We start from the raw sequence: 13,682 nt of genomic DNA, 5'->3' as shown, positions 1-13,682 counted from the left end.
GTGGCAACGGTCAATCCTCCGCGCGGGATGCGCGACTTCCTCCCCGCCGACAAGGCGCGTCGTGAGCGTGTGCTCTCCGTCATCCGCGAGCGCTACCGCGCGCACGGGTTCGACGAGATCGAGACGCCCGTCGTCGAGGAATACGACCGGCTGCACGCGGGGATCGGCGGCGACAACGAGAAGCTCTCGTTCAACATCGTCCGTCGCGGTCTGGACGCCGATGCGATCCGCGCCGGCGCCGAGGATCCGGCCGCACTCAGCGACCTGGGCCTGCGCTACGACCTGACCGTGCCCCTGGCGCGCTTCTATGCGACCAACCGCGGCCAGCTGCCGACGGTGTTCCGCTCGATCCAGATCGGGCCGGTCTGGCGCGCCGAGCGTCCGCAGAAGGGTCGCTACCGCCAGTTCGTGCAGTGCGACATCGACATCATCGGCGACGACTCGGCGCGCGCCGAAGCCGAGCTCATCGTCGCCTCGCTCGACACGATCGACGCGCTCGGACTCACCGGTGGCGTCGTGCGGGTGAACGACCGGCGGGCGCTGGACTGGATGCTGGACTCCTTCGGGTTCACCGAGCAGGAGCGCCCCGGCGTGCTCATCACGATCGACAAGCTCGACAAGATCGGTGCGGACGGCATCGTGGCCGAACTCCGCGAGCGCGGTGCCACGGCCCCTGCTGTGGAGGCGTTCGCGGCGTTCCTGCGGCGCCCGCAGACGCTCGAGTACAACGCGTACGGCGAGAAGCAGATCCGCAAGGCGCTGCCCGAGAACGCGCCGGACGAGCTCGTCGCGCACCTGGTGGGGCTCGGCGAGGCCGTCGCCGCGGCCCGCCCCGCCGCCGAGGGCATCGACCCGATTCCGCTGCAGTTCGATCCGTTCCTCGTGCGCGGCATGGGGTACTACACCGGCACGATCATGGAGCTCGCGCACCCGTCGGTCGGTTATTCGCTGGGCGGTGGCGGCCGCTACGACGGCATGATCGGCCGGTTCCTCGGTCAGCAGGTGCCGGCGGTCGGCTTCTCGATCGGCTTCGAGCGGATCGTCGATCTGCTCGAGTCGGCGGAGGATGCCACGGCCCGATCCGTGGTGCTCGTGCACGACGCCGACGTGCCGGTCGCCGAGCTGGTCGCGCACAAGGCGGCGCTCATCGCCGGCGGTGCCAGGGTGCGGCTGGAGCGGCGCACGAAGAACTTCAAGGGCCTTCTCGAGCGTGCCGCCGCCGACGGCTACACGGCCTTCGCGGCGGTGCGCGCAGGAGACGCGGCGGAGGCGCTCGAGGTCAAGCCGCTGTCCTGATCCCGCCGCCGGATCGTCCGCGGCCGGTCACTCGCCGTTCATGTCGATGCGGTCTGATCGGCGCATGGACGCGCGCGACGTCGATCGGATCAGCCCCACGATGATCCTCGCCGGTGCCGTGGGCGTCGCGATCCTCGGATCCGCCGTCGCGGCGCGACTGGCCCTCGCGCGGCAGGCCGGGATCGCCCGGCAGCGCATCGGCAAGCCGCTCGGCGAGGACGCGGTGGACGCGGATCGGATCTGGCGCCGCCGGCACGAGGGTCCGCCGGTCGAGCTGCTCGTGCTCGGCGACTCGCTCGCGGCCGGGCTCGGCGCCGAGCGGCGCAAGGACACGCTGGGCGGCCGGCTGGCGAAAGGGCTGGCGCGTCGCCTGCACCGGCCGGTGCGGTTGCGGACCGCGGCGATCGGGGGGTCTGAGTCGCCGGATCTGGACGCTCAGCTCGCCGCGCTTCCGATCGGCTATCTGCCGCACGTCGCGGTGATCGTGGTCGGCGGCAACGACGTCACGCACCGGATCCCGGTCTCCGTCTCGGTGCAGCACCTGGAGGAGGCGATCGGCTGGCTGCACGCGCTCGGCGCCGGCGTCGTGGTCGGCACCTGCCCAGACCTCGGGGCGCTGCGGCCGGTGCCGCAGCCGCTGCGTGCGATCGCCTCCCGGCTCTCCCGGCGACTCGCGGCAGCGCAGGCGCAGACGGCGATCGAGCGCGGGGCCACCGCGGTGGATCTGCGCCGTGCCGTCGGCCCGATGTTCTTCGACGAGCCGGAGGAGATGTTCAGCCTGGACCGCTTCCATCCGAGCGCGCTCGGCTACCGCCGCACCGCGGATGCGCTGCTCCCGGCGGTGGCGGCGGCGGCCGAGGAGGCGCTCGCCGCGATGGGGCCGGGAGCACCCGCCTTCGCGGCGACCAGTCTCAGCTCTCGGGGACACTCTCCGGAGCGCCCTCCGGAGGGCTGAAGGACGCCGCCCATTCGGCGATCCGGGCGCTGCTCTCCTCCTCGGAGAGATCCTCCACCCGGGTCATCACCGACCAGCGCACGCCCCACGGATCCCGGATGCTCGCGTACCGGTCGCCCGAGACGAACGTCGACGGCGCCTCGCGCACGGTCGCGCCCGCGGCGACGGCGCGGGCCACGACCGTGTCGACGTCCGGCACATAGAGGCCCATCGAATAGCAGTCGGCATCGCCGGACGGGGCGGCGATCAGCCCGTACTCCGGATTCGGGTCGCCGAGCTGCAGCACGCCGAGTCCGAAGTCGAGGTCGGCGTGCGCGACCACGCCGCCGAACTCGGTGATCTCGATCACGCGGGCGCCGAAGATGTCGCGGTAGAACTCGATCGCGCCGCGGGAGTCGGGGATCGCCAGGAACGGGGTGAGGGAGGTCGCCGCGTTCGGGCGGCCGTTCGTCGTGTACCGGCCGGTGACGCCGGTGGGGGAGATGTCTTCGCTCATGGGCACGACGCTAGGCGCGTGCCACCGGCACGGTCTTGAAGATTCGCGCCATCCTGCATCGGCGCAGATGCGCCCGCGCCGTGTCGGTGCCGCGGCCTACGCTCAGCAGATGGTGATTCCGACGCGCGGCGTGCTGTATCCGGCGCGTCTTCCGCAGTTCCATCGGCTCCCGCCGCCGGCCGAGGCCGCCGACCTGGTCGTCTGGTGCTGGATCCCGGAGTGGGACATCGAGCCGGGCCGGTCTTCTCGCCAGGAGCTCGTGTCGTTCCCGGCGCTGAACCTCGTCGTGGAGGGAGGCGAAGGTGTCGGAGGATCCGGTGTCGTGCTGGCAGGTGCCACCACGCGGGTGAGCCACCGCGACCTGTCCGGCCGTGGCTGGGGCGTGGGAGCGTTGCTGCGCCCGGCAGCCGTCGCCGCGCTCACCGACACGCCGGGCGCTCTGCTCGACCGCGTGGAGGCGGTCGGCGCGCCCGAGCTGCAGAGCGCCGTCGCGACAGCCATGGCCACGGGGGAGGGGCATCGCGAACGCGCCGCGGGTGCGCTGTGCGACTGGCTGCGCGAGCGCGTCGGGCCCGTCTCGGCGCCCGCGCGGCACGCGAACGCCATGTCCGAGCTGCTGATGGCGGATCCGTCCGTGCGCACACCCGAGCAGGCGGCCGCGCGTCTTGCCGTGTCCGTGCGCACTCTGCAGCGCATGGCGCACCGGTACGTCGGGCTGTCGCCGGCGGCGATGATCCGCAGGAGGCGCCTGCAGGAGGCGGCGGAGCGGATCCGCTCCGATCCCGCCACCGACCTCGCGACCGTCGCCGCCGAGCTCGGATACGCAGATCAGGCGCACCTGTCGAACGACTTCCGCACCGCGCTCGGTTTCAGTCCGTCCGCGTACCGGGCCGGGGCCGGTCCCGGGCGAGCCTGATCGCCCGCAGGGCGACGCCCGCGAGCACGACGACCGTCCCGCTGAGCACGGCAGGGAGCGGGAGCGACGCGGCGAGGACGACGCAACCGAGCCCGCCGAGCACCTGCAACGGCTTCGGGTATCGGCGTGCGGACCGCTTCTGCACGAAGGCCGAGACGTTGGCGACGAAGTAGTACAGCAGCACGCCGAAGGAGGAGAAACCGATCGCGCCGCGGAGATCCGCGACGAGGACGACGGCGACCACAACGGCGCCGGCGGTCAGCTGGGCCCTCCGCGGAACGCCGTGCCGAGGATCGATCGTGGCGAGAGCCGGCGGGAGGTCGCGCTCCCGCGCCATCGCGAGCGACGTGCGCCCGATCCCGGACAGCAGGGCGAGAAGTGCGCCGGTCGCCGCGGTCGCGGCGGCGATCCGGACGGCGGGTGCGACGGGAGCCCAGCGGGAGACCTCCACCACGTCGATCAGCGGAGCGGAGGAGCCGGCCGCGGCACCGCCGAGGGTCAGGACCACCGCACCGCCGATCAGCGCGTAGACGATGAGCGTGCAGGCCAGGGCGATGCCGATCGCCCGCGGGATGGTGCGGGACGGATCCCGCACCTCCTCGCCCATGGTCGCGATCCGCGCGTAGCCGGCGAAGGCGAAGAACAGCAGACCGGCGGCTTGGAGCACCCCGTAGGCGGATCCGGCAGGCAGCGGTGCGGGGGCCGTAGAGGACGCGGACGTTCCCGCCGCCGCGAGGACGACGACCAGGCCGAGCAGGGTCACGGCGACGAGCACCTGGGTGACGCGGGCGGTCCGCGTCACCCCGACGCACGTGACGACGGTCAGGATCACGACGACGGCGACCGCGAGCGGCTTCTGCCACGGCGCCGGCGCGAGGTACGCCGCGACCGTCATCGCCATCGCCGCGCAGCTCGCGAGCTTCCCGATCACGAAGCACCAGCCGGCGAGGAAACCCCACCACGGGCCCAGTTCGGCCCGTCCGTACGCGTAGGTGCCGCCTGATACGGGATGGACCGCGGCGAGCTGGGCGGACGAGGTGGCGTTGCAGAACGCCACGATTCCCGCGGCGACCAGCGCAACCAGCAGCCAGGGACCGGCGGCGGAGAGTGCGGGGCCCCAGACGGTGAACACGCCCGCGCCGATCATGGAACCGAGACCGATCGCGATGGCGTCGGGCAGAGTCAGCCGGCGGAGGAGGGCCATGCCTCCATCCTTCCGCTCCGTGAGCGTGCCCGTGATCGGCGGGCGCGTCGCGCCGCGCCGGACTCAGGCCCGCGATGCGGTGACGCGCCTCTTCTCGCGGATGTACACCTCGCGGCGCACCCGCGCGATGACCTCGCCCGACCGATCCGTGATCTCGGTCTCGAACCATTCGAGCACCTTCGCACCGCCCTCGGCCCGTGCGCGGATGGCGGCGATCCGCTCCGGCGGCACGTGGAACTCGGCGGTGAGCACCCCGCGCCCCGGCTTCAGGAACTCGATCTCGCCGCGGGTGTCCCACACGACGTAGTCCCGGCCCAGCTGGTGCATCACGAGCATGAAGAAGTAGGGGTCGGTCATCGCCTGCATCGAGCCGCCGAACGCGGTCTTGACGTAGTTGCGGGTGAGCAGGTTCACGTGCAGCTCCACCCGAGCGCGGGTCCAGTCGGCGCTGAAGCCGCGCACGCGGATCCCGCTGAACAGGTTCGGGATCCACAGGCTCATGCCCAGGGCGAGACGACGGGGAGTGATGCGCATGCCATCAGTCTTCCGGGAGCGGCCCGGCGCACGGGAATCGGCTGGAACTCTTCCACAATTGATCTAGTTGTACTAGAATAATCAGACAGGAGGTGAATGCGATGCTGATCCGGATCGATGCAGACAGTGCACGGCCGTTGTTCGAGCAGATCGCGGCGTCCGTGCGTGCAGAGGTGCTCGCCGGGCGGCTGCGTCCCGGCGACCGGCTTCCTGCGGCGCGCGAGCTCTCCGCGGCGATCGACGTCAACGTGCACACGGTCCTGCGCGCCTACCAGGAACTGCGCGACGAGGGCCTCGTGGAACTGCGCCGGGGCCGGGGCGCCGTGCTCTCCGCATCCGCCGCGCCCCTCGCCGACCTCGCCGACGACATCTCCGCGCTCGTCCGCCGCGCCGCCGCGCTCGGCCTCAGCCCCGCGACGCTGTCCGCCCTCGTGAAGGAGACGACACCATGAACGATCGATCCGCCGCCGAGCAGGATGTGGCCGCGATCCCACCCCGGGACCTCCGCCGGGCCCGGCTGATCGCCCTGCTGATCGGCGTGCTCGTGCCGCTGGTGCTGTCCGGTGTCGTGCTCGCGCTCGTGCTGGCCTGGCTCCCCGAACTGCCGTCGCCGGTGGCCACGCACTGGGGACCGTCCGGCGTCGACGGGTTCGGGCCGCCGGTCACCTTCGTCTGGATGACGGCGCTGCTCGGCTTCGCACTCCCGGCTGTCCTCACGATCGGCACTCTCATCGCGGTGCGCGACCACTGGGGTGGCGCCGCCCGGCTGCTCGGCGGGATGGCCCTGGGGATCTCCGGCCTCAGCGCGGTCATCACACTCGGCGCGGTCGGGATGCAGCGCGGTCTCGCCGACGCGAAGCACGTCGAGGACCTCGGCGGCGTCATGCTGCTCGGGTTCGGGATGTTCGTCGCGCTGATCGGGGTCGGGTGGCTCGTGCAGCCGCACATCCGCCCGGTGCCGGGGGCACCGCTGAAGAGGGTGCACCTGACGTCGATCGCGGGCGGCGAGCGGGTGGTGTGGCTGGCGACGGCGACCATGTCGCGGGTGGCGCTGATCCTGATCTCGGTGGTCGTCGTGATCGTGGTCGGCGTCACGGCGGTCATGGCGATCCGCTTCACGGATCGGCTCTGGGTGCCGGTGCTGACGCTGCTGCTGATCGGTGGCGCGTTCGCGGTCTCCGCCTCGTTCCGCGTGCGGATCGGGCCGGACGGGCTCAGCGTGCGCTCGCAGGCCGGCTTCCCGCGCGTGCACGTGCCGCTCGACGAGATCGTGTCGGTGCGGGCCGTGGACTGCAATCCGTTCGGCGAGTTCGGCGGTTTCGGGTGGCGGCTCGGGCTCGACGGACGCACCGGCATCGTGCTGCGCCGCGGTCCGGCGATCGAGATCGAGCGGCGCGACAAGCGTCCGCTCGTCGTCACGGTCGACGGCGCGGACGTCGGCGCCGCCGTGCTCCAGGCGTACCTGGACCGGGCCGGCGCGCCATCGGCGACGACGGACGACGCGGGAGCATGACCGCGCGGGAGGCGGGGCAGGGCCCGCGCAGCTCCGCTCGGGTGCGCTGGGGCGCCGTCTCCCTGTTCACCGCGCTGGCGTGGGGGCTGGCCTGGCTGATCTGCCTGCCGCTGTGGCTCGGCGACGGTCTCGCCACGCCCGGCGCCCTGGTGCTGATCACCGCGATGATGTTCGCTCCGACGGTCGCGATGGTCGTCACGATGCTGGTCACCGGGATCCCGCGCAAGGGGGAGCGGATCCGTTCGCTCGGCATGTGGCCGCTGCGCCCCGCGAAGCAGGTGGTCTGGCTCATCGTGATCGGCTGGCTCGGGCCGCTCGCGGTCGTGCTGCTCGCCCTCGGGGTCGCGGTGATGCTGGGCTGGCTGCACCCGGACTTCACGTTCCCGGTGATCGCCGAGCAGCTCGCGAAGGCGGTGCCGGCCGGGGTCGCGCTGCCGCCGGTGAGGGTCATCGTGGGTGCGCAGCTCGCCGCGATCCCGATCGGCGCGCTGATCAACGGGATCTTCGCGTTCGGGGAGGAACTGGGCTGGCGCGGCTGGCTGGTCCCGGCGCTGCGTCCGCTCGGGACCTGGCCCGCGCTGCTGATCAGCGGCGCGATCTGGGGGCTCTGGCACGCGCCGATCATCCTGCTCGGCTACGACTTCGGCCGAAGCGACGTCGTCGGGGTGCTGCTCATGGTCGGCGGATGCGTGGCCTGGGGCGTCCTGTTCGGCTGGTTGCGGCTGCGCTCCGCATCGCTGTGGCCGTCCGTGTTCGCGCACGGCATGCTGAACGCCTCCGCGGGGCTGTCGCTGCTGCTCAGCCCGCCGCATCCGCAGCTCGGGCTGGTGAGCCCGCTGGGCGCGTCCGGCTGGATCGCCTGCGCGCTGGTGGTCGTCGTGCTGCTGCTGACCGGCCAGTTCCGCCGTCAGCCCGCGCTCGCCGCGTCCCGCCCGCGCGCGCTTCCCGCGCCGCTGCCGGCGGTGTCCGATCCGGAACGGTCTTGATCGCGGCGACCCGAGCGACGAAGCTGAACCCATGGCCGATCCGACCCCTGCGAACTGGCGCGCCGCCGACGACTACCTCGCCGAGATGCTGGTCGGACACGACCCGGCCCTCGACGCCGCGCTGACGGCGCAGCGGGCGGCGGGGATGCCCGCGATCGAGGTCGCCCCGGTCAGCGGCAAGCTGCTGCACCTGCTGGTGCGGATCTCCCGGGCCCGGCGGGTCCTCGAGATCGGCACCCTCGGCGGGTACTCCACGATCTGGATGGCCCGGGCGGTCGGCGACGGCGGCCGCGTCGTCACGATCGAGGCCGAGCCCGGCAACGCCGCCGTGGCGCGCGGCAGCATCGACGCGGCGGGCATCGGCGATCGCGTCGAGATCCGCGTCGGTCGCGCCGGCGACGTGCTGCCCACGCTCGACGGAGGGGAGCCCTTCGACCTCGTCTTCGTCGATGCCGACAAGGAGTCGAACACGCTCTATCTGGACTGGGCGGCCCGTCTGGGGCATCCCGGCACAATCGTCGTCCTGGACAACATCGGCCGAGACGGCGAGATCGTCGACGGTGCGTCGACCGACACCAAGGTGATCGGCACGAGAGCCGCTCTGGAGATGCTCGGGCGAGATCCGCGTTTCGATGCGACGGCGCTGCAGACGGTCGGAGTCAAGGGCTGGGACGGGTTCGCCGTCGCCGTCGTGGTCTGAGCGGGCCGCCCGCGTGAGCAACGCGCGGACACACCTGTCACGGGCGCGCGGATGTGGCCGATCCGGGTCACAATGGACGCGTGACGCAACCGGTGGGACTGGGCGGGCGGCCGACGATGCCGCCGCCGGGCGTGCCCGCCGAGGAGCGCCTGATCGCACGGTTCCATCCGCACGCACGGCACCTGTTCTGGTCGGCGCTGATCCTGATCCTCGTCGCCGGCGCCACAGGGTTCTTCACGAAGAACCTGCCGAAGCCGTTCACCGACTGGATGCTGTGGGCGGCGGCCGGTGCGGTCGTGCTGCTGTTCGTGATCGTGCCGTATTGCGTGTGGCTGTCGCGCCGGTACACCATCACGACGCGGCGCGTGATCGTGCGCGATGGGATCGGATCCCGGCGCAGCACCGAGATGTCGCACGCTCGTGGCTACACGATCTCGGTGCGCCGCGGACCGCTGCAGCGCACGGTCGGTGCGGGGACGATCCTGCTCTCGAACGGGGTGGACGCGCCGCTGCGCCTGCGCGACGTGCCCAACGTCGCGCTCGTGCAGGAGACACTGGCCGACCAGATCGAGGTGGGGCAGATCCTCGCGCACCGCGATGCGCAGTCCGCCCAGAACCCGTTCGGCGACTGAGCGACGAGGGCCGACCCCTGGCCGGGGGAGCGACGCTGCCCGCACCCGGCGTACGGAAGAATGGGGTGCGAGGAACGGAGACCCGATGGCGTTGCGTGTGGGTGTGATCGGCGGCGGACAGCTGGCGCGGATGATGATCGCTCCGGCGGTGGAGCTCGGGATCGACATCCGGGTGCTCGCCGAGGATGAGGGCATGTCGGCGCAGCTCGCCGCGACCGCCGTGGGCGACTACCGCGATCTCGACACGGTGCGCCGGTTCGCGGCAGACGTCGACGTCGTCACGTTCGATCACGAGCACGTGCCGCAGGAGGTGCTGCGTGCGCTCGTCGCGGACGGCGTCGCCGTGCACCCGGGACCGGATGCGCTCCGCTTCGCCCAGGACAAGCTCGACATGCGCGCCCGGCTCACCGAGCTCGGCGTGCCGCAGCCGGACTGGGCGCGCATCGCCGACACTGTCGAGCTGCAGCGCTTCCTCGACGCCCACGGCGGGCGCGGCGTCGTGAAGACCCCCCGTGGCGGGTACGACGGCAAGGGCGTGCGGGTCGTCTCGGACGCTACGGAGGCGCAGGACTGGTTCTCCGGCCTCGCCGAGGGCGACGCGCTGCTCGTCGAGGAGCTCGTGCCGTTCGTGCGCGAGCTGGCCCAGCAGATCGCACGGCGCCCCAGCGGCGAGAGCGTCGCCTACCCCGTCGTGGAGACGGTGCAGCGCGACGGGGTGTGCGCGGAGGTCATCGCCCCGGCGCCCGGCGTCGACGCGGAGCACGCGGCGCAGGCCGCCCGGATCGGCGCCGAGATCGCCGAGGGGCTGGGGGTCACCGGCATGCTGGCCGTCGAGCTGTTCCAGACCGACGACGGGCGGATCCTCGTGAACGAGCTCGCGATGCGTCCGCACAACAGCGGGCACTGGAGTCAGGACGGCGCCGTGACCGGCCAGTTCGAACAGCACCTGCGCGCCGTCGCCGATCTTCCGCTGGGCCAGACGACGCCGATCGCGCCCTGGTCTGTCATGGTCAACATCCTCGGCGGACCCGTGGGTGCCGCCATGGTCGACCGGATCCCCGCCGCGCTCGCCGCCGGCGCCGATGCGAAGGTGCACACCTACGGCAAGGCACCGCGCCCGGGCCGCAAGGTCGGGCATGTGAACGTCGCCGGAGCCGACCTCGAGACGACCCGCGTCCGTGCCCGCGCAGCCGCCGCCGCCTTCGCCTGACCGCACCTTCGGGGTCGTTGAGCGAGGACGAAGCGCCAGCGACGACCGAGACGAAACGCGGTGATTCCCGAAAACGCCGTGAGGGCGCGGCGCAGCGGGGATCTCCCAGCCGTCACCCGTAGCCTGGACCGGTGACCGGGACACTGCACGCCTCCGCCGCGCCCCTCGTCGGCGTCGTCATGGGATCCGACTCCGATTGGCGCGTGATGAGCGACGCCTCGCAGGCCCTGACCGACTTCGGGATCCCGCACGAGGTCGAGGTCGTGTCCGCGCACCGCACTCCGGAGAAGCTGCACCGCTATGGTCGTGAGGCCAGGGAGCGCGGGCTCAAGGTGATCATCGCCGGGGCCGGGGGCGCCGCGCACCTGCCCGGCATGCTCGCCTCGCTGACCGCGCTGCCGGTGATCGGCGTTCCCGTGCCGCTCGCATACCTGGACGGCATGGATTCGCTGCTGTCGATCGTGCAGATGCCCGCCGGCATCCCCGTCGCGACAGTCTCGATCGGCGGAGCCCGCAATGCGGGGATCCTCGCCGCGCGGATCCTCGGGACTTCGGATCCGGCGATCGCCGACCGCATCGAGTCCTACGCCCGCGAACTCGAGGCGCAGGTCGAGGAGAAGAACCGACGGCTGAAGGACAGCCTGTGACCCAGCTGCTGACAAGGCCCGGCGGGGGCCCGGCGTCAGGTGCGCGGCTGATCCGCACCCGCCCGATGCGCGACCCCGACTTCGGGTCTCCCGAGGTGATGACCCGCCGCGGCTGGTGGCTGGTCGTGCTGAACGTGCTGATCCCCGGATCCGCACAGGTGCTCGCCGGCAACCGTCGCCTCGGCCGGTTCGGTCTGGGCGCGACGCTGCTGATGTGGGCCCTGGTCGTGGTCGGCGTGCTGACGGCGCTGCTCTGGCACCAGGCGCTGCTCTGGCTGACGCTGGGTGGCGGCTGGGTGTCCTGGTTGGTGCTGACGCTGATCCAGGTGCTCTGCTTCGCGTATGTCGCGCTCTGGATCGTGCTCACGATCGACGCGCTCCGGCTGGTGCGGCTCGTGCGCACCAAGACCTACGCGAAGATCGCCATCCCCCTCGTCGCGGTGCTCGTGCTCGCGCTCTGCGGCAGCGCGACGGCCACGGCGGCGAACATCGTCGGATCCAGCCGCACCGCGATCAGCACGCTGTTCGGATCCGGCGGACCGAGCCTGCCGCCCAGCGACGGGTACTACAACGTCCTCCTGCTCGGCGCCGATAGCGGCCAGGGCAGAGACTCCATGCGCTTCGACAGCATCTCGGTGGTGTCGGTGAACGCCGAGACCGGCAAGGTGACGATCTTCGGCATCCCGCGCGACATGCCCAACGTGCCGTTCTCGCCCGGGCCGATGCACGACGCCTACCCGAACGGATTCCAGGCGCACCCCGACGACACCTGCGGCTGGGGATCCGGCATCAACCAGCTCACCAACGCCGTGCAGGACTGCCACACCGGCACCCCGTACTACCCGGCGGTGAAGGGCCACCCGTGGGCGCCGTCGATCGAGGCGACCAGGGATGCGGCGGAAGGCGTGCTCGGGATCAAGGTCCCGTACTACGTGTTCCTCGACATGAACCACTTCGCCCAGCTCGTCGACGCGCTCGGCGGCGTGGACATCAACGTCAAGGAGAGGCTGCCCGAGGGCGGTCCGCCGCCAGGCTCCGGCGCGGATGACGTCGACACGTGGGCCATCGGCTGGATCGAGCCCGGGCAGCAGCACATGAACGGCGACACCGCGCAGTGGTACGCACGTTCGCGGTACACCACCAGCGACTTCGACCGCATGCGCCGTCAGCGCGAGCTGCAGGAGGCGATCCTCAAGCAGTTCACGCCGCAGAACGTGCTCTCGCATTTCGACGCGCTGGCGACGGCGGGCACCGAACTGGTCGACACCGACATCCCGCAGGACAAGCTGCCTGAGTTCATCGACCTCATGATGAAGGCGAAGCAGCAGCCGGTGCAGTCCGTCGAGCTGACGCCGGCCGGGGGCGTGGACGAGTTCAACCCCGACTGGAACCAGATCCACCAGATGGTGAAGACCGCACTGCACCCCGCACCGTCGCCCACGCCGACCGACTGACGCGATCCTGACCTCTATGGAGCGCCTCAGGGGCCAGGCGACCCGCGCTGGCTAGGCTCTGAGCATGGCTGTGCTGCGCGTCGTGCTCGATCAGGCGACGGACGTCGTCGATCCCGATCAGGCCGAGGCTGCGCGCTTCCTCCTGGTGGGCCTGGCGGCGACGGCACCGTACCGCTGCACGGTCGAGGCGATCGTGCCCGGTGGGGATCCTGCGGCCGTCTTCGACGGGGCCGACACGGTGCACCGGCTTGCGCTCGGACGCCGAGAAGTCGGTGCGGCCTGGCAGCTCGGCGTGATCGCGGGCGTCGGCGGAGGCATGATCCACGCGCCGTCGCTGTTCGCCCCGCTCGCCAAGCACGACCGCCTCCACGACAACGACCAGACGGTGGTCACGCTCTGGGATCTGCGCGCCTGGACCGCACCGGATCAGCTGTCGCGCACGAGCGTGCTGTGGCAGCGCGCGATGCTCAAGCGCGCCGTCAAGCACGCCGACGCCGTGGTCGTGCCGACGCACGCGATGGCCGAGCGACTGGGCGATCTCGCCAAGCTGCGCGACCGGATCCGCGTGATCCCCGGTGCCGCCCCGGAGGGATTCGCGATCCCGCACGACGCGCCGGAGCGCCGGGTCGCTCTGGGCGCCCCCGGTCGCTACCTGGTCGCCACCGGAACCGCGGCCACGCTGGAACCTGCGTTCGCCGCAGCCATCGCCGCGGACGCCGATGCCTTTGTGCTGGACGCGCCGGACGGTGCAGCGGCCGCGATCGCCGAGGCCGCGCGCGCGGCCGGGCTGGATGCTCCCCGGGTGCACGTGCTCGGGCGACCCGATGTGGACGACCGAGCGGCGCTGCTGGGTGGTGCCATCGCACTCGTGGCTTCGGATCCCGCCGTCGCGTGGCCGTGGCGGATGCTCGAGGCGCTCGCGATCGGCGTGCCGGTGATCGCGGCCGAGGGCGGTGTGCACCGCGACCTTCTGGCCGACGGAGGGCTGATCGTCGAGGGCGACGGCTTCACCGATGCCGTGCACGAGGCCGCGGGGGAGCGAGCCCGGCGGCTGTCGGTGCTGGCGGCCGACCGGTCGCGCGCCTACTCGTGGAACGGATCCGCCGAGCGGGTCTGGGCGCTGCACGCGGATCTGTGAA

General features: G+C 72.0%; 15 protein-coding genes. 12 read left to right on the top strand and 3 right to left on the bottom strand.

Annotated features, from left to right (window positions below; translation table 11 throughout):
- The first annotated feature begins 27 nt into the window (after positions 1–27).
- Positions 28–1,296 carry a histidine--tRNA ligase gene (gene hisS / locus ABD882_RS09980; protein ID WP_345186564.1) on the top strand — a complete coding sequence of 423 codons (1,269 nt, stop codon included), beginning with the start codon at positions 28–30 and terminating at the stop codon, positions 1,294–1,296.
- A gap of 64 nt (positions 1,297–1,360) precedes the next feature.
- Positions 1,361–2,251 (top strand): SGNH/GDSL hydrolase family protein, encoded by an 891-nt coding sequence (locus ABD882_RS09975; protein ID WP_345186523.1) that lies wholly within the window; start codon positions 1,361–1,363, stop codon positions 2,249–2,251.
- Here ABD882_RS09975 and ABD882_RS09970 read toward each other — a convergent pair.
- On the bottom strand, positions 2,208–2,747 hold the full coding sequence (locus ABD882_RS09970; protein WP_345186522.1) for a VOC family protein: 540 nt from the start codon (positions 2,745–2,747) through the stop codon (positions 2,208–2,210). The two genes, ABD882_RS09975 and ABD882_RS09970, sit on opposite strands and share 44 nt — an antisense overlap.
- 109 nt (positions 2,748–2,856) lie before the next feature.
- Here ABD882_RS09970 and ABD882_RS09965 point away from each other — a divergent pair, with 109 nt between their 5' ends.
- Positions 2,857–3,663, top strand: coding sequence for a helix-turn-helix domain-containing protein (locus ABD882_RS09965; protein WP_345186520.1), 807 nt, complete (start codon positions 2,857–2,859; stop codon positions 3,661–3,663).
- Here ABD882_RS09965 and ABD882_RS09960 read toward each other — a convergent pair.
- Both ABD882_RS09960 and ABD882_RS09955 read right to left on the bottom strand, forming a co-directional pair.
- Positions 3,617–4,867, bottom strand: coding sequence for an APC family permease (locus tag ABD882_RS09960; protein WP_345186519.1), 1,251 nt, complete (start codon positions 4,865–4,867; stop codon positions 3,617–3,619). The two genes, ABD882_RS09965 and ABD882_RS09960, sit on opposite strands and share 47 nt — an antisense overlap.
- A 63-nt stretch (positions 4,868–4,930) precedes the next feature.
- Positions 4,931–5,401: a DUF4442 domain-containing protein gene (locus tag ABD882_RS09955; RefSeq protein WP_345186518.1), complete on the bottom strand. Its 471-nt coding sequence runs from the start codon at positions 5,399–5,401 to the stop codon at positions 4,931–4,933.
- Between the two features lie 101 nt (positions 5,402–5,502).
- Here ABD882_RS09955 and ABD882_RS09950 point away from each other — a divergent pair, with 101 nt between their 5' ends.
- The 9 genes from ABD882_RS09950 to ABD882_RS09910 all read left to right on the top strand — a co-directional run bounded on the left by ABD882_RS09950 (position 5,503) and on the right by ABD882_RS09910 (position 13,681).
- On the top strand, positions 5,503–5,853 hold the full coding sequence (locus ABD882_RS09950; RefSeq protein WP_345186562.1) for a GntR family transcriptional regulator: 351 nt from the start codon (positions 5,503–5,505) through the stop codon (positions 5,851–5,853).
- On the top strand, positions 5,850–6,914 hold the full coding sequence (locus ABD882_RS09945; protein WP_345186517.1) for a DUF1648 domain-containing protein: 1,065 nt from the start codon (positions 5,850–5,852) through the stop codon (positions 6,912–6,914). The genes ABD882_RS09950 and ABD882_RS09945 overlap by 4 nt, the downstream gene beginning before the upstream one ends.
- Positions 6,911–7,900 carry a CPBP family intramembrane glutamic endopeptidase gene (locus ABD882_RS09940; RefSeq protein WP_345186516.1) on the top strand — a complete coding sequence of 330 codons (990 nt, stop codon included), beginning with the start codon at positions 6,911–6,913 and terminating at the stop codon, positions 7,898–7,900. Before ABD882_RS09945 ends, ABD882_RS09940 begins: the two co-directional genes overlap by 4 nt.
- A 31-nt stretch (positions 7,901–7,931) precedes the next feature.
- Positions 7,932–8,600: an O-methyltransferase gene (locus ABD882_RS09935; RefSeq protein WP_345186513.1), complete on the top strand. Its 669-nt coding sequence runs from the start codon at positions 7,932–7,934 to the stop codon at positions 8,598–8,600.
- Between the two features lie 116 nt (positions 8,601–8,716).
- Positions 8,717–9,232 (top strand): PH domain-containing protein, encoded by a 516-nt coding sequence (locus ABD882_RS09930; RefSeq protein ID WP_425563357.1) that lies wholly within the window; start codon positions 8,717–8,719, stop codon positions 9,230–9,232.
- Between the two features lie 85 nt (positions 9,233–9,317).
- Complete coding sequence (locus ABD882_RS09925) at positions 9,318–10,442, top strand: 5-(carboxyamino)imidazole ribonucleotide synthase (RefSeq protein WP_345186511.1); 1,125 nt, start codon at positions 9,318–9,320, stop codon at positions 10,440–10,442.
- Positions 10,443–10,621: 179 nt separating this feature from the next.
- On the top strand, positions 10,622–11,089 hold the full coding sequence (purE, locus tag ABD882_RS09920) for a 5-(carboxyamino)imidazole ribonucleotide mutase (RefSeq protein WP_345186560.1): 468 nt from the start codon (positions 10,622–10,624) through the stop codon (positions 11,087–11,089).
- The gene (locus ABD882_RS09915; RefSeq protein ID WP_345186509.1) at positions 11,086–12,543 is read left to right on the top strand and encodes an LCP family protein; all 1,458 of its coding nucleotides are present in this window, start codon (positions 11,086–11,088) and stop codon (positions 12,541–12,543) included. The genes purE and ABD882_RS09915 overlap by 4 nt, the downstream gene beginning before the upstream one ends.
- Before the next feature lie 64 nt (positions 12,544–12,607).
- Positions 12,608–13,681 (top strand): glycosyltransferase family protein, encoded by a 1,074-nt coding sequence (locus tag ABD882_RS09910; protein ID WP_345186507.1) that lies wholly within the window; start codon positions 12,608–12,610, stop codon positions 13,679–13,681.
- Position 13,682 lies beyond the last annotated feature (1 nt).

The organism is Microbacterium panaciterrae (assembly GCF_039541635.1).
Classification (GTDB): domain Bacteria; phylum Actinomycetota; class Actinomycetes; order Actinomycetales; family Microbacteriaceae; genus Microbacterium; species Microbacterium panaciterrae.
The sequence above is the reverse complement of the archived record's forward strand: the minus strand, read 5'-3'. Positions and strand labels throughout refer to the sequence as shown.